Origin of the sequence: Pseudomonas putida (genome assembly GCF_001636055.1) — a bacterium.
GTDB classification, from domain to species: domain Bacteria; phylum Pseudomonadota; class Gammaproteobacteria; order Pseudomonadales; family Pseudomonadaceae; genus Aquipseudomonas; species Aquipseudomonas machongensis.
In genome coordinates this window covers 4,622,893-4,641,597 of sequence record NZ_CP011789.1, presented here as the reverse complement: position 1 = coordinate 4,641,597, position 18,705 = coordinate 4,622,893, and the positions used below count along the sequence as shown (strand labels likewise).

The window sequence follows — 18,705 nt, the reverse complement described above, 5'->3', positions numbered from 1 at the left end:
GGCACAGGACTGCGAGGCTGCGTCCAGCGCCTTTCCCAACCCCGAAATCCTAGGATCTTCCCATTCATGGCTAACACGGATGCCTTGAAGCAACGGGCCGCGTCGGCACCGTTCTCGCCGACCCTCAAATCGCACCTCGCCTACACCTTGCTCAGCGGATTGCTGATCATGCTGATGCTCAGCCTGGTGCGCCTGGCGCTGCTGATCTACAACAGCGACATGATCGGTGACACCCCGTACTCCACGGTGGCCGAAGGCTTCCTCAACGGCCTGCGCTTCGACCTGCGGGTGGTGGTGTACCTGAGCATTCCGCTACTGCTGGCCCTTAACAGCCCCTGGGCCATGGCGCGGCGCGGCTTCTTCCGTTTCTGGTTGACCGTCAGCTCCAGCGTCGTGATGTTCCTTGGCCTGATGGAACTGGATTTCTACCGTGAATTTCACCAGCGCCTGAACGGCCTGGTCTTCCAGTACATCCAGGAAGACCCCAAGACCGTCATGAGCATGCTCTGGTACGGTTTCCCGGTGGTTCGCTACCTGCTGGCGTGGCTGTTCGGCACCTGGCTGCTGAGCCTGCTGTTCAAGGGCATCGACCGTTTGACTCGCGGTGGCCATGGCAGCGGGCAGATCGTCGCTCAGCGCCGTGTCGCACCCTGGTACGGCCGCCTGGCGGTGTTCATGGTCATCCTGCTGGTAGCAGTGGTCGCCGCCCGTGGCACCCTGCGCCAGGGCCCACCCATGCGCTGGGGTGACGCCTTCACCACCGACTCCAACTTCGTCAACCAGCTGGGCCTGAACGGCACCTTGACGCTGATCGACGCTGCCAAGAGCCGTTTCGGCGAAGACCGTGCGAATATCTGGAAACCGGTGCTGGAAACCGGAGTCGCCCAACAAAGCGTGCGTGACCTGCTGCTGACCCCCAACGACACGCTGGTCGATGCCGACCAGGCGGCCATCCGTCGCGACTTCGTGCCGCCGGCCGGCAACACCCTGCCGATCAAGAACGTGGTGGTGATCCTCATGGAGAGCTTCGCCGGTCACTCGGTGGGCGCCCTGGGCAGTCCGAACAACATCACCCCGTACTTCGACAAGCTGGCCAAGGAAGGGCTGTTGTTCGATCGCTTCTTCTCCAACGGCACCCACACTCACCAGGGCATGTTCGCCACCATGGCGTGCTTCCCCAACCTGCCGGGCTTCGAGTACCTGATGCAGACTCCCGAGGGCGGGCACAAGCTCTCGGGCCTGCCGGCGCTGCTCAGCGCCCGTGACTACGACGATGTCTACGTCTACAACGGCGACTTCGCCTGGGACAACCAGTCCGGGTTCTTCGGCAACCAGGGCATGACCACCTTCATCGGCCGCAACGACTTCGTCAATCCGGTGTTCTCCGACCCGACCTGGGGCGTTTCGGACCAGGACATGTTCGACCGTGCCAACCAGGAGCTGGCCCACAACTACGGCAAGAAACCGTTCTACGCCTTGCTGCAGACACTCTCCAACCACACCCCCTACGCCTTGCCCAAGGACCTGCCGGTGGAGAAGGTCACAGGGCAGGGCCGCCTGGACGAGCACCTGACCGCGATGCGCTACTCCGACTGGGCGTTAGGCCAGTTCTTCGAGAAGGCGCGCAAGGAGCCCTACTTCAAGGAGACCCTGTTCGTGATCGTCGGCGACCATGGTTTTGGCAACCACCAGCAGGTCACCGAGCTGGACCTGGGTCGTTTCAACGTGCCGCTGCTGCTTATCGCACCGGGTATCCAGGACAAGTTCGGTGCGGTCAACCACACCGTCGGCACCCAGGTCGATATCGTGCCGACCATCATGGGCCGCCTGGGTGGCGACACCCGTCACCAGTGCTGGGGCCGTGATCTGCTGAACCTGCCTGCCGGTGACCAGGGCGTGGGCATGATCAAGCCATCGGGCAGCGAGCAGATCGTTGGCCTGGTGCAGGGTGATCACATCCTCATCGAGTCCAAGGACATGACGCCGCGGATGTATCGCTACCAGCTGGGGCGTGAGTTCAAGGCCGAGTTGATCGAGAGCCCGGATCAGCCTGAGATGCTCAAGAAGCTCGAGGCCTATATCCAGACCGCGACCAAGAGCCTGCTGGACAACACCGCCGGTGTGGTTCACGGCAAGCCTGAGTAACGCTTGCCTGTATGAAAAGCCCGCCGATGATGGCGGGCTTTTTCATTTGCGGCATCTGTCATCGCTTGCTGAAGAAATCTTCATCTCCATCCCTCAGCCACTCTGAACATCAGCCTTTGTGTATGGTCAGCTAAGTACGGATATCGCTCACCGTTGTGCTTCCAAGAGGGTCGATCAATGAAAGAGTGGGAAATCATCTTTGCTGATCAGAAAGGTGTAACGCAGTCCCTGCTGCTCAAAAGCGAGCATCTGCCCAGTGAAGAGGATGCGGCGCGGGCCATCCGCTCCAAGCTGTTTCCGCTCATGGATGAACTGGACCTTAACGATTTCCAAGACCGAAAACCGTCCCCTACCGCGCTGTGGCTCAAGGAGCAGAACGGCGTGATCATCACCACCATCCACGAAGCGCCCTGAACGGGGCACCTGGCAAGGTGCCGTCATCCGCACTACGCTGGACAGAGGCGTCGGTCTTCTGCGGGTCTACGCCGTTTTCATTCGCGTCTTGCATCAGCTCGAACTGCCAGGCCCCTTGCGGGCTGCCGGCAGGTGCGTAGTGCACGGAAAGTCTATCCCTTGGGTTTTTCAGGAGGACGTTTCATGAGCAGCCAGAACGAAGACATCAGCAGCAGCGTGCTTCGCCAGATGAAAGCGGGTGGTTTCGATTTCACCCAGATCCATCCCATCGAGTTCTATGCCACTTTTCCAGACGAAGTCGGGGCACGCCGGGCCGCGGGGCAATTCCGCGGAGAGTCGATCAATGCCCAGGTACACGAGCGCGATGACGGCGCCTGGCACCTGGAACTGAGCAAGGTCATGTACGCCACCTACCGAGGGATCGGGGCTTTCGAGGAGGCCTTCGAGGCGGTGATTTCGCCGCTGGGAGGCGAGGTCGAGGGTTGGGGCGTCAAACAGGAAAGACTCATCGCCTGACGCGTTCGGGGCTGCGCTGCGGCCCCGCGCATTCTTCTCAAGGTCGCCGCTTGGCCATGTGCCCGAGGTAGGCGATCAGCGCATCGAGCTCCTGCTCGCTCAACACATCCTTCGAGAACCCCGGCATGCGTGCCTGCGGCCACTGCCTGAGGCTCTGCGGGTCGCGAATGTACAGGCGCAGGTAACTCGGCTGGAAGTACTCGGTGGGGTTGTGCGGCAGGTTCAGGTCCGGCCCGAACTGGGCATCCCCCGCGCCATTGAGGCGATGACAGGCCAGGCAGTTCTGCTGGAACAATGCAAAACCCTGGCGTACCGGGTCTTGCGCGGGAAGCTCGGGCGCAGGCAGCAGGGCAGGAAAGCGCTCGGCGACCGGCGCCAGGCGACGGATGCTGGCGATCTGGTAGGGCCATTGTTCGGGGCGTATGCCGCTTGCCTGCGGGTCGGTCCAGACCAGGTAGAACGGGCCGGCGCCGGGCTTGTCCTCGGCCAGCGCTGGCCATGGCTGGCGCGGATCTTCCACGGCCAACCACGCCCGTGCCGGGCCTTCCTGCAGCAGCGGCGCAGCGGGCATCTCCGCGGCAAAGCCATCCAGTGCCACCGCTTGCAGGTGATCGCCGGGCTTCACCCCTTCGAGCAGGGTCGCCAGCGGCACCGCACGGTAATGCATGGGGCGTTTGTAGGCCACGTCCTGGGGGATGTCGATCGCACGCGCCTGCGGGTGCTCGAGCAATTGCTCGGACTGCCATTGGCGTTGACCGTTGCCCAGCTCCAGTGTCAATTGCGCAGCCGCCAGTGGCAGACTGACCAACAGCAACAGCAAACTCAGGCAATGGCGCATGAGCGATCTCCAACCCGGACAGGTCGGCAGATTACCCTTGCGCAGCGTGCGAATGCCACCGCTGCCTTCAGCCGAACAAGCGTGTCAGGTTCGGCAGGATCAGCAGCAACGTGGTGGCGAAGAGTATGAGTCCGGCTTGGCGTACTTTCGATTGTCTGAACATGGCGGACCGCCTTCTTGTTGTTATTCCTGAATAGCCTTTGGCTTCCTTGTCTTGCGTCGGGTCGATCACTGTGGCGTATGAAACGCAGGCCTTGCGTGCCTCTTGCGTGAATGTCTACCCCAACAGTAGGGCGAACACCGGCCTTGTTTGAGAACCCTTTGTTCTAAGCGTGTTTACAGGCATTTCCGAACGTTATGAGGCCAATGGCCATTTAGCTGGCATGCTCTGACTAGACACATCGAGGATGCTGTACGGGCAGGGTCTGCCAGGTGACCGTTCGTCAGTGCACACCTCTTGCTTGTACGTGTCTTTCGCGTCAGTCTCTACATCAGATTCCATCACATGTCGTTCAGGACTATCCCTATGTCGTTACGCATCTGCATCCTTGAAACCGATGTCCTGCGACCGGAGTTGACCGCGCAGTATCGGGGCTACGGAAGGATGTTCGAGCAGCTGTTCTCGCGTCAGCCGATCGCCGCCGAGTTTCGCGTCTTCAACGTGATGAACGGCGAGTATCCGCCCGAAGGTGAAACCTTCGATGCCTACCTTGTGACCGGCAGCAAGGCCGACTCGTTCGGTACCGATCCCTGGATCCAGACACTCAAGGCCTACCTGCTCAAGCTTTATGAGCGGGGCGAGAAGCTGCTGGGGGTTTGTTTTGGTCACCAGGTGCTGGCGCTGGTGCTGGGCGGCAAGGCTGAGCGCGCCGATCGCGGCTGGGGGCTGGGTATCCACCGCTACAGCCTGGCGGCCCACGCGCCATGGATGGACCCTGAGGTGACCGAACTGACCCTGCTGATCAGCCATCAGGACCAGGTGACCGCGTTGCCTGAAGGCGCAACCCTGATCGCCTCCAGCGATTTCTGCCCGAATGCGGCCTATCACGTGGGTGACCAGGTGCTGTGCTTCCAGGGGCATCCGGAGTTTGTCCACGACTATTCCCGTGCGCTGCTCGATGCGCGCCAGGACGTTCTGGGGGATGAGGTGTATCACAAGGCCGTGGCGAGCCTGGCCGCCGAGCACCAGGGCGATCTGGTGGGCGAGTGGATGCTGCGGTTCGTCCAGCAACCGCGCAAGGGCAGGCAGAGCGCGGCCTGAGCCTGCCACTGCGGCGTTCTTTTCGCGGGCTTGTATGGCGCCGCCGCGAAAAGAACGACTCGCTAGCTAGCCCGTCACAACCATCCCGAGCGCTTGAAGCTCGCATACAGCCCCGCACATCCCGCCCCGATCACGCCCAGCACCGCAAAGTACCCGTAGTGCCAGCCCAGCTCCGGCATGTTCTGGAAGTTCATTCCGTAGATCCCGGCAATGGCCGTGGGGAAGGCGAGTATCGCCGCCCACGCAGCGAACTTGCGCTGCACGATGCTCTGGCGTGACGACTCCAGCAGCATGCCGATCTCGATGGTCTGGCTGGCGATGTCGCGTATGCCGACAAGGTCCTCCATCTGCCGCGTGACGTGGATCTGCACGTCGCGAAAGTACGGGCGCATGTTCTTGTCGATGAAAGGAAAGCTCAGGCGCTGCAGCTCTTCGCCGATCTCCACCATCGGCGCCACGTAGCGGCGCAGGCGCAGGATGTCGCGACGCAAGCTGTGCAGGCGGCGGATGTCCTGTTCTTGCAGCGAGCCGCTGAGCACGCTTTGCTCCAGCTCCTCGATCTCGCCATGGATCGCCTCGCTGACGGGCTGGTAGTTTTCGGTGACGAAGTCGAGCAGGGCGTAGAGCACGAAGTCCTCGCCGTGCTCGAGCAGCAGCGGCCGCGCTTCACAGCGCTGACGTACCAGGGCGTAGGATTTCGAATGGCCGTTGCGGCAGGTGATGATGTAGCCGTTGCCCGCAAAGATGTGGGTCTCGATGAATTCCAGCTTGCCCTCATGGCGCACCGGCGAATAGGTGACGATGAACAGCGCGTCGCCGAAGGTTTCGAGCTTGGGGCGGCTGTGCTTCTCCAGCGCGTCCTCGATGGCCAGTTCGTGCAGGCCGAACTGGCGCTGCAGGTTGGCCAGCTCCTGGGCGTTGGGCTCCTCCAGGCCTATCCAGACGAAGTGCCCAGGCTTGCGTGCCCATTCACTGCCTTCGTCGAGGCTGATGTTGGTGACCTTTCTCCCGGCGCTGTACACCGCCGCTGCGACGACTCGACCCATGGTTGCCTGCTTCTTCGGTTGGACACCCCGACAGCTTGGGCCGTGCTGCGGCGTAGAGCAAGCTGGCGGCTCAGGCCTGCGGCAACTCCCGCTCCATACGATCGATGCACTGCTGCATCTGCAGTCGGCATTGCTCCATCAGCGCTGGCACGTCCTGCTGCCCCAGGCCATGGGTGGCGATCGGTGGCAAGGAGCGGACGATCACCGTGCGCTGTCGCCAACTGTTGAGGCTCAGGCGCTTGGCGTAGCGGCTGACGCATACCGGCACGATCGGCACGCCGGCCTCGACCGCCATGTGGAACGCGCCTTTCTTGAACGCCAGCAGGTGTTCAGCCGGGTTGCGCGTGCCTTCGGGGAAGATCCAGATCGAGGTGTCGTCGCGCAGGATCCGCGTGGTCAGTCGCATCGCCTTGCGCGCCTGGTAGGCATTCTTGCGGTCCACCAGTACGTTGCCGCCGAGCCAGAACAATTGGCCAAACAACGGAATCCAGCCCAGGCTCTTCTTGCCGATGGCGACCGTACGCCGTGGAACCACCTGGCCAAGGATGAACAGGTCGTAGTTGGATTGATGATTGGCGACGATCACGCAGCCGGGCGGCTGGTCCCACAACGGGCCGACTTCAGCCTTGACCCGGATGCGCATGAGCCAGGCTGCTGGCACGCTGTAGAGGCGGGCGAACAGGCGGCTGTTGTCGGGGTTGAAGGGGCGGCACAGGCCGATGACCAGGCCGACGGCGCCGACCAGCAGGAAGTGCAGCGCCAGAAGGAGCATGCGAAGCATATAGAGCATGATACGGCTCACACCAGACAGTCGCGGCGCAGTGTACGACCGTGCACTGGTCAGGGCAAACCGGCGAACAGAGACCGGTCGCGTCCTGGCTTTGCTGGAGCGGCACGCGGCAGCTCCAGCAAGCCTGGTTTCAGCCCATGTGGCCCTTGTCGGCCTCGATTGCCTTGTCGAGCGTTTCCAGCAGCGCCTTGCGCACTTTGCGCTTGGTGTTCTTGTGCGCCAGCATGTTCAGTTTCTTCAGTTCCCGCGCCGCGCTCAGCGCCGTTTCCTGGAGTTGCTCGGCGGGTACTACCTTGTCGAGGAACCCGGCCACCACTGCCCCGTGCGGGTCGAAGACCTCGGCATTGTTCACCGAGCGCTGGAAGGTCGAGCGGGTCAGGCGGTCGCGGGCCAGCTCGATCCCGGCATGGTGCATGGTCATGCCGATCTGGACCTCGTTCAGGCAGATCTTGTACGGACCTTCGACACCGATACGGTAGTCGGCCGACAGCAACAGGAACGCGCCTTTGGCCACGGCATTGCCGGGGCAGGCGACGATCACCGGGAAGGGGTGCGAGAGCAGGCGGCGGGCCAGGGTGGAGCCGGCGGTGACCAGGTCGATCGCCTCTTTGGGGCCGGCGGTCATCACCTTGAGATCGTAGCCGCCGGAAAGAATGCCTGGCTGGCCGGTGATGATCACCACGGCACGTTCTTCCTCGGCACGGTCCAGTGCTGCGTTGAAGGCGGTGATGACGTCCGGCGAGATCGCGTTGACCTTGCCGTTGTTCAGGGTCAGGGTGGCGATGCCGTCTTCGGCGTGGTAGGTAATCAGCTCGCTCATGACAGAGTCCTTTGGGTGGCGTGGCGATGACGTTACCCAGCAGCGCAGGCCAGGTAAAGCGCCAAGGCTGACTGGCCGGTCAGCCTTGGCCAGCTACCCCGTGTGGCGTCGGGGCAGGTGTCCGGAATGCGGAAAAAGCGCAGGCCAGATTGGCAGCATCGCCCTGGCTGGCCAGGCTTTTCCGGGGCGAGGCTTAAGCGCATGAAAATTCTGAAAAAAATGCTTGCCAAAGGAAAGGTCTTCTACTAAATTAGCGCGCCTCGACAGGCTGAATGGCTTGAAGAGATCCGGTGAAGTGTCCGAGTGGTCGAAGGAGCACGCCTGGAAAGTGTGTATACGAGAAATCGTATCAAGGGTTCAAATCCCTTCTTCACCGCCACATTCCACAAGAAACCCCTGAATCGAAAGGTTCAGGGGTTTTTTGTTTGCATGAAATCCGGCTTGGCGGGCTCGCCCGCGAACACCGACCAAGCCGGTGGCCGCGGGGGAAGCGATATATTCAGAAACTGACCGACGCCGACAGTCTTGCCGTGCGCGGCGCGCCCTGGAACAGATAGTTGTCGCCCAGGTAATCCCCCACATCGCGCCAGTAGCGCTTGTCGAAGAGGTTATCGACCGTCAGGCGCAGCACGGTGTCATAGTCACCGATGCGGATGCGGTATCGGCTGCCGATATCGAATACCGTGTAGCCGCCGACCTCGACGTTGCCTGCCTGGCTCGCGTACTTGCTGGCGCTGTAGCGTGCACCGCCGAGCAGTGCCAGGCCCGGCACCGGAAGGTTGTATTCGGCTTGCAGCGCCGCGCGCAGACGAGGCACGTTGATCGCCTGGTGGCCCTCGTAGGCGTCGGTGCCGCTGTTCTTCACCCGGGCGCGGATCGCGGCGGCGCTGGCGTGCAACTGCAGGTTGGATGTCACCCAGCCGCTGGCGCCGAACTCCAGGCCGGTGTTCTTCTGCTGGCCTTGTTGCACATAGATCGGGGCCGTACCGTCCTGCGGGCGGGCGTACTGGTAGGCCTGGCGGATCTGGAACAGCGCTGCGCTCAGGCTCATGCCTTTCCAGTCGCGCTTGATACCCACTTCCAGTTGGCGCGACAGGGTCGGGGCGAGGATCTCGGCAGCGTTGCTGGCGAACCAAGGCGCGGTGCCGCCCGCCGACAGGCCTTTGGACCAGCTGGCGTACAGCGTGGTGTCCGCTTGCGGTTTGTAGATCAGGGCGGCGTTGGGCAGCAACTGGTACTGGCGGGTATGGCGGCCAGCAGCACCGGTTTCGTCCCAGGTCTTTTCGTCCAGGCGCACTTCGCGGGCGCCGAGTACGGTCTGCCATTGCTCGTTGAAGCTGATGCGGTCGCTGACGAACAGGCCGTACTGGCGGCTGTCCAGGCGGCGTTCGCTATGTCCGATCGGTTTTTCGGACTGCGCCAGAGCGGGCGCGCCGGTGTAGATGTTTCCGCTGCCGAGCCACTCGTTGTAATACGGACGCTGATCAAGGGTCCGACGCTGGGCGCTGCTGCCGACAGTCAGTTCATGCTGCAGGCCCAAGGCTTGGAAACGGCCTTCGAGGGTGGCCTGGAGTTCGTCGGTGCGCCGGGTGTCGTCGGGGCTGCGGAAGTCGTAGATGCCGTAGTCGCCGTTTCCGGAGAAGAACGCGTCGTCGCCGGAGCCCCAGGCGAAAGCACTGTAGTCGTCGATCACCACCTTGCTGCGCGAAGCGCTGAGGGCGCCGGTCCAGGTCTCGTTGAAGCGGTACTCGAAGCGCCCGCCCAGGTTCAGCGAGTCGTTCGTCACAGGCTTGGCCCAATGCTGGTAGGCCAGGCGGTCGTCCGGGTCGATGCCGTGGGGCACCTGGGTGCCGCCCAGCAATTGGTAGCCGGGCACCGAACGCTGTTCGCGGTGCTGATACTCGGCATCGAGTTGCAGGGTGGCGTCGGGGTTGATCTGCCAGTCGAATGCCAGCGAGGCGAAGTCGCGCTTGCCGTCGGCATGGTCGACGTAGGAACGGATGTCTTCATGGGCGAGGTTGGCGCGCAGGCCGAACTGTTTCTCGCTGCCGAACCAGCCGCCGAGGTCGGTGGCCAGGTAGCGTTCGCCCTGCTCGTTGGTCGAGACGGTGACACTGCGCACATCCTCGGCGCGCTTGGTCACATAGTTGACCAGCCCGCCGGGTTCGGACACGCCGCTCTGCAGGCCCGACAAACCCTTGAGCAATTCGACCTGTTGTTTGTTCTCCAGCGCCACGTTCTGCTCGCCGGCGATGGTCTGGCCATTGATCCGATAGCTGCTGGCGGCATTCAGTTCGAAGCCGCGCACGTTGAAGTTCTCGTAGTAGCCGATCGGCGCGTAGCTTTCGCCGACCGAGGCATCGCTTTGCAGCACCTCGCTGAGCAGGCGTACCTGGCGATCATCGAGCAGTTGGCGACTGAACACGCTGACCGAGGCCGGGGTGTCGAGCAGCGGTGCGGCATGCCAGCCGCCGACCTGGGCTTCACGTGGTTGATAGCCGTCATCGCCGCTGCGTTCGGTGACCTGCAAGGGGGCGAGGGTCACGCGTTCATCGGCCAGACCCTGACCGGCATGCAGCGCAAGGCCCAGGCCAAGCAGGCCAAAGGGCAGGCGGGGGCGAAGCGGGGTCATGCAAGGCTCCTTGGAAGGCGGACGCGCCGGTTGCTCCGGCGGCAGTCGGTGGGGCGGTTGGCAAAGGGGGCGCAATGGTAGCAGGGGTGTCAGGGGCTGTGCGGTGTTCTTTTCGCGGGCAAGCCCGCTCCCACGGGTATCACACTGCTCTTGGGTTCAGTGGGGTGCCCGCGAAAAGAACACCTCGATCATGCAGACGAACTCGACCCCGATGGTTTTACCTGGCGCCCGAGCGCTGACGCTGGCGCCAGGTGTCGTCGATCTTCGACCAGGTCTTGCCATCGGTAATGGCCAGCAGCTTGCGGCCATCCTTGAACGTGGCGAGAAAGGTGGCTTCCTCCTCTTTGCCGCCAAGCCACAATCCGGCGAGCATGCCGACCGGCCCGGCCACCAGGGCGCCGGCTACACCCCAGCCGAGGGTGGCGCCCAGGTTGCGGTTCGATTCCAGGCTGGCGAGCCGGAGGTCCTTGATACGGGCCAGAGAGATACGCTCACCGGCCTGGCTGCGTGGGGTCTTGAGTGTGAGCGATCCGTTGCGATACTCGCCTTCACCTTGCAAGAAATCGCCGGATTGCACCGTGAGTCTTGTCATTGTGTCGTCCTGTCAGTGGAGGGGCTGTGACCAGCACCTACTGAGCGCCGCACCCCTCGGCAAGTCAACGAGCAGGCGACGGAGGGTCGTGCGACCGGTTGTCGCGAGGCCAGACGCCATTAACGAACGACGGTCTTGAATCATCAGCAGGACGTCGCTTTTTCATAATAAAACTTCCCGGCCTTGAATAATAAACCGGTCAGTCATTATCTGGAGTATGGGTACTCCTCAATACACCTGATGCATAACAGTTTGCGCAAATAACAGCGGCGCACCGCTTATTTCTCCGTTCGGAAGATTGGCGTCAAAAAACACTGGACAGAAAGTTTCTAAATGTGTCAGTTTTTTTGCGCCTCACAAGGGCGAGTGACAGGATGCTCTCGCCGAAAGTTTGAGCGTTCCTGTCGAACATCAACTTTTCCGCAAACAAGGAAGTGTCTGCATGTCGAAAGTCAAAGCAAATGCTGTTGTTTCTGCTGCCTCGGTGTTGCAACCGAACGGGCCGAGTTCGGCCTTCGGGCTGATCAACAGCTTCGCCCACCAGTACGATCGCGGTGGTGCGAACATCAATGGCAAACCTTCGTTCACCGTCGATCAGGCAGCCACCCAACTGCTGCGCGACGGGGCGTCCTGGAAGGACCTGAACAAGGACGGCACCATCAGCCTCACCTACACCTTCCTGACCAAAGCGCCGGCGGACTTCGCCAGCCGTGGCCTGGGCAGCTTCAGCCAGTTCAACAACCAGCAGAAAGCCCAGGCCAAGCTGGCCATGGAGTCGTGGGCCGACGTGGCCAAGCTGAGCTTCACCGAGGCAGCTTCGGGCGGCGACGGTCACATGACCTTCGGCAACTTCAGCGCCAGCAACGGTGGCGCGGCGTTCGCCTACCTGCCGTTCGACGGATGGGGTTCGCACAAAGGTGAGTCGTGGTACCTGATCAATAGCGGTTATCAGGTGAACATCAATCCCGACACTGGCAACTACGGTCGCCAGACCCTGACCCACGAGATCGGCCACGTGCTCGGCCTGTCCCACCCCGGTGACTACAACGCCGGCGAGGGCAACCCGAGCTACCGTGACGCTTCGTATGCACAGGACACCCGCGGCTACAGCGTCATGAGCTACTGGAGCGAAAGCAACACCGCGCAGAACTTCGTCAAGGGCGGCGGGCAGTACTACGCGTCGGCCCCGCTGATGGACGACATCGCGGCGATCCAGAAACTCTACGGCGCCAACTACGCCACGCGTTCGGGCGATACCGTGTACGGCTTCAACTCCACAGCCGATCGCGACTTCTACTCGGCCACCTCGGCTTCGTCCAAGGTGGTGTTCAGCGTGTGGGATGGCGGCGGCAACGATACCCTGGACTTCTCCGGGTTCACCCAGAACCAGAAGATCAACCTTAACGAGGCTTCGTTCTCCGATGTTGGCGGCATGATCGGTAACGTCTCGATCGCCAAGGGCGTGACCGTGGAGAACGCCATCGGCGGTTCGGGCAACGACCTGTTGATCGGCAACGCGGTGGCCAACGTGCTCAAGGGTGGTGCCGGCAACGACATCATCTACGGCGGTGGCGGGGCTGATACCCTCTGGGGGGGAAGCGGTGCGGACACCTTCGTCTATGGGGCCATCAGCGATTCGACGGCCAAGGCGCCGGACCGGATCATGGATTTTGTCAGCGGTCAGGACAAGATTGATCTGTCAGCCATCTCGGCGTTTTCCCAGGGCAAGCTACCGCTAGAGTTCGTCAGCGCCTTCACCGGACATGCCGGCGAGGCCGTTCTCAGCTACGACCAGGCGACCAACCTGGGCAGCCTGTCCATCGACTTCACCGGCAATAGCCTGGCTGACTTCCTGGTGACCACCGTAGGTCAGGCCGTCGCCACGGATATCGTGGTCTGACGGGCCGGGAGCGGCTCGCGTAGCGCTGCGCGGGTCGCTCCCTGCCACATGGACCACACGAGGTTGATGGATGCGAGCAATCAAACGAATGATCGCGCTGGGCGCGATTCCCTTGATGTCTATGACCGAGGTAGGTATGGCGAGCAGCCTGCTACTCCCCAACGCCGCGCAACTGGCCGGGCGCTGGGCGCTTTATCCGCAGCAGCAGCAGGCCAGTGCCTGCACCCTGCGCCTGTCGGCCAGCGAGGGCGCGCTTGACGGCGACCTGGCCTGCGCCGAGCGCTTGCTCGGGGTTCGTCCGGGCAGTTGGCTGGTGACACCCGACACCCTGGCACTGGTGGGCGGCGACGGCAGCACGGTGGTGCATTTCAGCCGACAGGGCGCCGGTCGCTATACCTGGACTTCAGCCGCCGGCAGTGCAGTGGTGCTGGAGCGTGTGGACAATTAATTACCCGGCCAAGTTATAACGGCAATAAGGGCGAAACATGAAACTTCCGAGCAACAGGCCCGGCGCACTTTTGTGGGCGGCACTTGGCGAATTCAAATCGACGTTGATCAGCGTCGGTTTTTTTACTGCGTTGATCAATATTCTCATGCTCGTGCCGTCGATTTATATGCTGCAAGTGTACGACCGTGTACTGACTTCGCAGAATGAAACCACCCTGTGGATGTTGACGCTGATGGTGGTGGGTTTCTTCGCATATATGGGCGTGCTGGAAGCGGTGCGCAGTTTCATTGTGATTCGCGTCGGCCATCGACTGGAACAGCGCTTCAACCTGAACATCTATCGCGCCGCGTTCGAACGTAACTTGCGCCAGGGTGATGGCGCCGCTGGCCAGGCCTTGAACGACATGACCCAGGTGCGCCAGTTCGTCACTGGCCCTGCGTTGTTCGCCTTCTTCGATGCCCCCTGGTTTCCGGTGTACCTGGCGGTGATTTTCCTGTTCAACGTCTGGCTGGGTGTGCTCGCCAGTGCCGGAGCCTTGCTGTTGGTACTGCTGGCCGTGCTCAACGAGCGCCTGACCCAGCGCCCGCTGGCCGAAGCGAGCAACCTGCAGCAGCAGTCGAGCAGCCTGGCCGGCAGCCAACTGCTCAACGCCGAAAGCATCCAGGCCATGGGCATGCTCGGCGCGCTACGCCAGCGCTGGTTCGCCTTGCACGGGCGCTTTCTCGAGTTGCAGAACCGGGCCAGCGACACGTCGGCAGTGATCACTGCCACCAGCAAGTCCCTGCGCCTGTGTTTGCAGTCGCTGGTGCTGGGCCTGGGTGCGCTGCTGGTGATCGAGGGCCAGATGACGCCGGGCATGATGATCGCCGGCTCCATTCTCATGGGCCGAGTGCTGGCGCCGATCGACCAGCTCATTGCGGTGTGGAAGCAGTGGAGCGGTGCCCACTTGGCCTACAAGCGCCTGGAAACCTTGCTGCAGGAGCATCCTGAACCACCAGTGCCAATGTCGCTGCCAGCGCCTGACGGTCAGTTGTCCATCGAGCAGGTCAGCGGCGGGCCACCGGGGCGCAGGGTCGCCACCGTGCAGCAGGTCAGTTTTGCCCTGGCGCCCGGTGAGGTGCTGGGGGTGCTGGGGGCTTCGGGGTCCGGCAAGTCGACCCTGGCCAGGTTGCTGGTGGGTGTCTGGCAACCGCTGGCGGGCCATGTGCGCCTGGATGGCGCCGAGCTTTCCCAGTGGGACCGCGATGCGCTCGGTCCGCATATCGGCTATCTGCCGCAAAGTATCGAGCTGCTGCGTGGCAGCATTGCCGAGAATATCGCCCGATTCGGCGAGCTCGACGGCCATAAGGTGGTGGAGGCTGCGCGTCTGGCGGGGGTGCATGAATTGATCCTGCGCTTGCCGCAGGGGTACGACACGCGCCTGGGCGAGGGCGGTGGCGACCTCTCTGGCGGCCAGAAGCAACGCATTGCCCTGGCGCGCGCACTCTATGGCAGCCCGTGTCTGATCGTGCTCGACGAACCCAACTCCAACCTCGACAGCCTTGGCGAGGCGGCGTTGGCCAATGCCATCGTCCAGTTGAAGGCTCTGGGGCGCACGGTGGTGCTGGTGACCCATCGCAGCGCGGCGCTGGCCCAGGCTGACAAGCTGCTGGTGATGAGCGACGGGCGTGTGCAGGCGTTTGGCCCTGCGCGGGATATTCTCCAGGCGCTGGGCCAGGGCACCGCACAGCGGCCGCTGCAAGCCGGAGGTGGTGCATGAGCCGCGTGACGAGCGATGCACGCTTCTACGTGCGCCTTGGCTGGCTGCTGACCCTGCTGGGGTTTGGCGGATTCATGGCCTGGGCCAGCCTCGCGCCGCTGGATCAGGGCGTGGCGGTGCAGGGCACCGTGGTGGTGTCGGGCAAGCGCAAGGCAGTGCAGTCGATGGCTGCCGGGGTGGTCAGCCGAATTCTGGTCAGCGAAGGGCAGGTGGTGCGCCAGGGTGAGCCGCTGTTCCGCCTCGATCGTACCCAGGTACAAGCAGATGTCGAGGCGCTGCAGGCCCAGTACCGCATGACCCAGGCCAGCCTTGCGCGTTGGCGCGGTGAACGGGACAACGCGGGGCAGGTGCAGTTTCCTGCCGAGCTGATGGATGAGTCCGATGCGCAACTCGGCCTGGTTGTTGAAGGTCAGCGCCAGCTGTTCGATAGCCGTCGCCAGGCCCTGGCCCGTGAACAGGGCGCGGTGTCGGCCAGCATCGAAGGCTCCCAGGCCCAACTGGCCGGCATGCGCCGGGCGCGGGGCGACCTGCAGGCCCAGGCTGACTCCCTGCGCGAGCAGTTGGACAATCTGCGCCCGCTGGCCGGCGAGGGCTACATCCCGCGCAATCGGGTGCTCGAATACCAGCGGCAGTTGTCCCAGGTGCAACGTGACCTGGCGCAGAACGCAGGCGACAGCGCGCGCCTGGAGCAAGGCATCGTCGAGGCCCGGCTCAACCTGCAGCAGCGCCGCGAGGAATACCAGAAAGAGGTGCGCACCCAACTGGCCGAGGCCCAGGTCAAGGCCGCGACGCTGGAGCAGCAGCTCAACTCGGCACGCTTCGAGTTGCGTCACAGCGAGATCCTCGCACCCGCCGACGGCATCGCCGTCAACCTGGGCGTCCACACCGAGGGTGCGGTGGTGCGGGCAGGCGACACGTTGCTTGAGATCGTGCCGCAAGGCACAGCGCTGGAGGTGGAGGGGCGCTTGCCGGTGAACCTGGTGGACAAGGTCGCGCCGCAGTTGCCGGTCGATATCCTGTTCACGGCCTTCAACCAGAACAGCACGCCACGGGTCACCGGCGAGGTGGCGCTGATATCGGCCGACCAGTTGCTCGACGAGCGCAGCGGCCAGCCGTACTACGTGCTGCGCAGCACCGTCAGCGAAGAGGCGCTGGCGCGTTTGCAGGGCTTGTCGATCCGTCCGGGCATGCCCGCCGAACTGTTCGTGCGCACTGGCGAGCGCTCGCTGCTCAACTACCTGTTCAAGCCCCTGCTCGACCGTGCAGGCAGCGCCTTGACCGAACAATAAGGACGTTGCGATGAAATCATCTGCAACCGGTCTGCTGGCGGCCTGCGTGCTGCTGCCGACACTGGCCCAGGCCGGCATGGGGCCGTTTCAGGTCTACGAACAGGCCTTGCGCCGCGATCCAACCTACCTCGCCGCCTTCAAGGCCCGCGAGGCAGGCCAGGAGTATCGCGCCATCGGCCGTGCAGGCCTGCTGCCCAACCTTTCCTACAGCTACAACAAGGGCCGCAACGATTCGAAAGCCAGCTACCTCGGTGATTCGCGTCGTTCAAGTGAAGACAGGCGCTATGACAGCTATGGCTCGACCTTCATTCTCCAGCAACCGCTGTTCGACTACGAAGCCTATGCGGCCTATCGCAAGGGGGTGGCCCAGGCGCTGTTCGCCGACGAAAGCTTTCGCGACCAGAGTCAGCAGTTGCTGGTGCGGGTGATGACCAGCTACACCCAGGCCCTGTATGCCCGGGACCAGATCGCTATCAGCGTGGCCAGCAAGCAGGCCTACCGCCAGCAGTTTCAGCAGAACCAGCGTCTGTTCCAGGCCGGCGAGGGGACGCGCACCGACATCCTCGAGGCCCAGGCTCGTTTCGAGTTGGCTGATGCCGAGGAAATCCAGGCACGTAACGACGAGGATGCCGCATTGCGCGAACTCGGTGCGCTGATCGGCGAGCCGGCTGTACGCATCGATGAACTGGCGCCGCTGCGCAGTGGCTTCGCCTTCCCGCAGGTTACGCCGACCAGCTATGAGGCCTGGCAATCGCTGGCGCTGGCCAGCAACCCGCAACTCGGCTCGCAGCGTCATGCGCTGGAAGTGGCGCGCTACGAAGTCGAGCGTAATCGCGCCGGGCACCTGCCCAAGGTCAGCGCCTTCGCCACTTCGCGGCGCCAGGAGTCGGACAGTGGTAACACCTACAACCAGCGCTACGACACCAACACCGTCGGTATCGAGATCAGCGTGCCGCTGTTTGCCGGTGGTGGCGTCAGGGCTTCGACGCGCCAGGCCAGCCGGCATCTGGAGCAGGCCGAGTACGAACTGGATGGCAATACGCGCAACACGCTTATCGAGCTGCGCAAGCAATACAACGCCTGCGAGTCCGGCGCCAGTCGCTTGCGTGCCTATGAGCGGGCGCTGCAGGCGGCCGAGGCGCTGGTGGTGTCGACGCGCAAGAGCGTGCAGGGCGGCGAGCGGGTGAGTCTGGATGTGCTCAATGCCGAACAGCAACTGGCGACCACCCGGCGTGACCTGGCGCGGGCGCGCTACGACTACCTGCTGGCCTGGATCAAGCTGCATTACCAGGCAGGGACCTTGAGCGAAGCGCAGTTGGCGCGGGTAGACGAAGCCTTCGTGGCAGCTGGCGGATAGGGGCGGCCAGTGGGCCGCTCCCTGTCGCAAGGGCTCAGGCGGCGAAACCGCCATCGGCCAGCAGGCTGGCGCCGGTGATGTAGCCAGCCTCAGGCCCTGCCAAGTAGGCGACGAAGCTGGCGATTTCATCGGCATGCCCGTAGCGTCCGATCGCCATCAACGGGATCAGGCTGTCGGCGAACTCGCCGCTGGCCGGGTTCATGTCGGTGTCCACAGGGCCAGGCTGCACATTGTTGACGGTGATGCCCTGGGGGCCGAGGTCACGGGCCATGCCGCGGGTCAGGCCGACCAGCGCGGACTTGCTCATGGCGTAGGGCGCGCCGCCTGCGAACGGCATGCGTTCGGCGTTGGTGCTGCCGATGTTGATGATCCGGCCACCCTGGCCCATGTGTCGGGCCGCGGCCTGGCTCGCCACGAACACGCTGCGCACGTTGATCGCCAGCATGCGGTCGAAGTCGCTGAGGTCGAATTCGGTCACTGGCGCCACGGCCAGTACGCCGGCGTTGTTGACCAGGATGTCGAGGCGGCCGAAGGCTTTGACGGTGTCGTTCACCGCCTGCTGTACCGCGCTGGCATCAGCGCTGTCGGCGCGCAGGGCCAGGGCGCGACCACCCTCGGCGTTGATGGCGTCAGCCAGGGCCTGCGCGGGGGCAGCAGAGCTGACATAGGTAAAGGCGACCTGTGCGCCTTCGCGGGCCAGGCGCCGGACGATGGCGGCGCCGATGCCGCGGGAACCACCCTGGACCAGGGCGACTTTGCCTTCGAGGTTCGATACGTGGGACATGCTGCTCTCCTGAAGCGAGCAAGGCGGTGTGCCTTGGATGGGGTCAGTATCGACGGGTGATTACCTGCTGATAAGATCGCAATCACTATCATCAGAGTGAACTTCTGGTTGGGA

16 protein-coding genes and 1 tRNA gene are annotated in these 18,705 nt (G+C 63.2%); 10 read left to right on the top strand and 7 right to left on the bottom strand.

From position 1 onward, the window contains the following. Nucleotides 1-66 precede the first annotated feature (66 nt). The 3 genes from AB688_RS20815 to AB688_RS20805 all read left to right on the top strand — a co-directional run bounded on the left by AB688_RS20815 (nt 67) and on the right by AB688_RS20805 (nt 3,075). Entirely contained in the window at nt 67-2,145 is a 2,079-nt protein-coding gene (locus AB688_RS20815) for an LTA synthase family protein (RefSeq protein WP_063545740.1), read from the top strand. A 177-nt stretch (nt 2,146-2,322) separates the two neighbouring features. Then, nucleotides 2,323-2,559 carry a hypothetical protein gene (locus tag AB688_RS20810; protein WP_063545739.1) on the top strand — a complete coding sequence of 79 codons (237 nt, stop codon included), beginning with the start codon at nt 2,323-2,325 and terminating at the stop codon, nt 2,557-2,559. A gap of 183 nt (nt 2,560-2,742) precedes the next feature. Further along, entirely contained in the window at nt 2,743-3,075 is a 333-nt protein-coding gene (locus AB688_RS20805) for a ribonuclease E inhibitor RraB (RefSeq protein WP_054891976.1), read from the top strand. Nucleotides 3,076-3,112: 37 nt separating this feature from the next. On the opposite strand, the gene AB688_RS20800 is transcribed toward AB688_RS20805, so the two are convergent. Then, entirely contained in the window at nt 3,113-3,913 is an 801-nt protein-coding gene (locus AB688_RS20800) for a c-type cytochrome (RefSeq protein ID WP_063545738.1), read from the bottom strand. A 526-nt stretch (nt 3,914-4,439) separates the two neighbouring features. Between AB688_RS20800 and AB688_RS20795 the strand changes: the two genes are divergently transcribed. Next, nucleotides 4,440-5,174 carry an amidotransferase gene (locus tag AB688_RS20795; RefSeq protein WP_063545737.1) on the top strand — a complete coding sequence of 245 codons (735 nt, stop codon included), beginning with the start codon at nt 4,440-4,442 and terminating at the stop codon, nt 5,172-5,174. 74 nt (nt 5,175-5,248) lie between these two features. Here the strand turns inward: AB688_RS20795 and AB688_RS20790 are convergent, their stop codons facing one another. From AB688_RS20790 to AB688_RS20780, 3 genes are all read right to left on the bottom strand, one after another. After that, nucleotides 5,249-6,220, bottom strand: a complete 972-nt coding sequence (locus AB688_RS20790) for a magnesium and cobalt transport protein CorA (protein WP_054891973.1) — start codon at nt 6,218-6,220, stop codon at nt 5,249-5,251. A 70-nt stretch (nt 6,221-6,290) separates the two neighbouring features. Continuing rightward, nucleotides 6,291-7,010 (bottom strand): lysophospholipid acyltransferase family protein, encoded by a 720-nt coding sequence (locus tag AB688_RS20785; protein WP_063545736.1) that lies wholly within the window; start codon nt 7,008-7,010, stop codon nt 6,291-6,293. A gap of 130 nt (nt 7,011-7,140) precedes the next feature. Further along, on the bottom strand, nt 7,141-7,830 hold the full coding sequence (locus AB688_RS20780; protein WP_054891971.1) for a crotonase/enoyl-CoA hydratase family protein: 690 nt from the start codon (nt 7,828-7,830) through the stop codon (nt 7,141-7,143). A gap of 289 nt (nt 7,831-8,119) precedes the next feature. Between AB688_RS20780 and AB688_RS20775 the strand changes: the two genes are divergently transcribed. Further along, nucleotides 8,120-8,209 (top strand) — tRNA-Ser (locus AB688_RS20775). 120 nt (nt 8,210-8,329) lie between these two features. On the opposite strand, the gene AB688_RS20770 is transcribed toward AB688_RS20775, so the two are convergent. Further along, entirely contained in the window at nt 8,330-10,462 is a 2,133-nt protein-coding gene (locus AB688_RS20770; protein ID WP_063545735.1) for a TonB-dependent siderophore receptor, read from the bottom strand. Between the two features lie 217 nt (nt 10,463-10,679). Further along, nucleotides 10,680-11,054 (bottom strand): hypothetical protein, encoded by a 375-nt coding sequence (locus AB688_RS20765; RefSeq protein WP_054891968.1) that lies wholly within the window; start codon nt 11,052-11,054, stop codon nt 10,680-10,682. Nucleotides 11,055-11,496: 442 nt separating this feature from the next. Here AB688_RS20765 and AB688_RS20760 point away from each other — a divergent pair, with 442 nt between their 5' ends. The 5 genes from AB688_RS20760 to AB688_RS20740 all read left to right on the top strand — a co-directional run bounded on the left by AB688_RS20760 (nt 11,497) and on the right by AB688_RS20740 (nt 17,807). Next, complete coding sequence (locus tag AB688_RS20760; protein WP_063545734.1) at nt 11,497-12,954, top strand: serralysin family metalloprotease; 1,458 nt, start codon at nt 11,497-11,499, stop codon at nt 12,952-12,954. A 136-nt stretch (nt 12,955-13,090) separates the two neighbouring features. Beyond that, a complete protein-coding gene (locus AB688_RS20755; RefSeq protein WP_231100263.1) occupies nt 13,091-13,402 on the top strand; it encodes an AprI/Inh family metalloprotease inhibitor in 312 nt (103 codons plus the stop codon). Between the two features lie 37 nt (nt 13,403-13,439). Next, nucleotides 13,440-15,161 carry a type I secretion system permease/ATPase gene (locus tag AB688_RS20750; protein ID WP_063545732.1) on the top strand — a complete coding sequence of 574 codons (1,722 nt, stop codon included), beginning with the start codon at nt 13,440-13,442 and terminating at the stop codon, nt 15,159-15,161. Beyond that, a complete protein-coding gene (locus AB688_RS20745; RefSeq protein WP_063545731.1) occupies nt 15,158-16,450 on the top strand; it encodes an HlyD family type I secretion periplasmic adaptor subunit in 1,293 nt (430 codons plus the stop codon). Before AB688_RS20750 ends, AB688_RS20745 begins: the two co-directional genes overlap by 4 nt. Before the next feature lie 10 nt (nt 16,451-16,460). Continuing rightward, the gene (locus AB688_RS20740) at nt 16,461-17,807 is read left to right on the top strand and encodes a TolC family outer membrane protein (protein ID WP_063545730.1); all 1,347 of its coding nucleotides are present in this window, start codon (nt 16,461-16,463) and stop codon (nt 17,805-17,807) included. Between the two features lie 34 nt (nt 17,808-17,841). Here the strand turns inward: AB688_RS20740 and AB688_RS20735 are convergent, their stop codons facing one another. Continuing rightward, nucleotides 17,842-18,591: a 3-oxoacyl-ACP reductase family protein gene (locus AB688_RS20735; protein WP_063545729.1), complete on the bottom strand. Its 750-nt coding sequence runs from the start codon at nt 18,589-18,591 to the stop codon at nt 17,842-17,844. Between the last annotated feature and the right edge of the window lie 114 nt (nt 18,592-18,705).

Excerpts from the sequence above, each read along its gene's own strand:
- AB688_RS20815 (WP_063545740.1), top strand. The coding sequence starts at position 67 with ATGGCTAACACGGATGCCTTGAAGCAACGGGCCGCGTCGGCACCGTTC.
- AB688_RS20810 (WP_063545739.1), top strand. The coding sequence starts at position 2,323 with ATGAAAGAGTGGGAAATCATCTTTGCTGATCAGAAAGGTGTAACGCAG.
- AB688_RS20805 (WP_054891976.1), top strand. The coding sequence starts at position 2,743 with ATGAGCAGCCAGAACGAAGACATCAGCAGCAGCGTGCTTCGCCAGATG.
- AB688_RS20800 (WP_063545738.1), bottom strand. The coding sequence starts at position 3,913 with ATGCGCCATTGCCTGAGTTTGCTGTTGCTGTTGGTCAGTCTGCCACTG.
- AB688_RS20795 (WP_063545737.1), top strand. The coding sequence starts at position 4,440 with ATGTCGTTACGCATCTGCATCCTTGAAACCGATGTCCTGCGACCGGAG.
- AB688_RS20790 (WP_054891973.1), bottom strand. The coding sequence starts at position 6,220 with ATGGGTCGAGTCGTCGCAGCGGCGGTGTACAGCGCCGGGAGAAAGGTC.
- AB688_RS20785 (WP_063545736.1), bottom strand. The coding sequence starts at position 7,010 with ATGCTCTATATGCTTCGCATGCTCCTTCTGGCGCTGCACTTCCTGCTG.
- AB688_RS20780 (WP_054891971.1), bottom strand. The coding sequence starts at position 7,830 with ATGAGCGAGCTGATTACCTACCACGCCGAAGACGGCATCGCCACCCTG.
- AB688_RS20770 (WP_063545735.1), bottom strand. The coding sequence starts at position 10,462 with ATGACCCCGCTTCGCCCCCGCCTGCCCTTTGGCCTGCTTGGCCTGGGC.
- AB688_RS20765 (WP_054891968.1), bottom strand. The coding sequence starts at position 11,054 with ATGACAAGACTCACGGTGCAATCCGGCGATTTCTTGCAAGGTGAAGGC.
- AB688_RS20760 (WP_063545734.1), top strand. The coding sequence starts at position 11,497 with ATGTCGAAAGTCAAAGCAAATGCTGTTGTTTCTGCTGCCTCGGTGTTG.
- AB688_RS20755 (WP_231100263.1), top strand. The coding sequence starts at position 13,091 with ATGGCGAGCAGCCTGCTACTCCCCAACGCCGCGCAACTGGCCGGGCGC.
- AB688_RS20750 (WP_063545732.1), top strand. The coding sequence starts at position 13,440 with ATGAAACTTCCGAGCAACAGGCCCGGCGCACTTTTGTGGGCGGCACTT.
- AB688_RS20745 (WP_063545731.1), top strand. The coding sequence starts at position 15,158 with ATGAGCCGCGTGACGAGCGATGCACGCTTCTACGTGCGCCTTGGCTGG.
- AB688_RS20740 (WP_063545730.1), top strand. The coding sequence starts at position 16,461 with ATGAAATCATCTGCAACCGGTCTGCTGGCGGCCTGCGTGCTGCTGCCG.
- AB688_RS20735 (WP_063545729.1), bottom strand. The coding sequence starts at position 18,591 with ATGTCCCACGTATCGAACCTCGAAGGCAAAGTCGCCCTGGTCCAGGGT.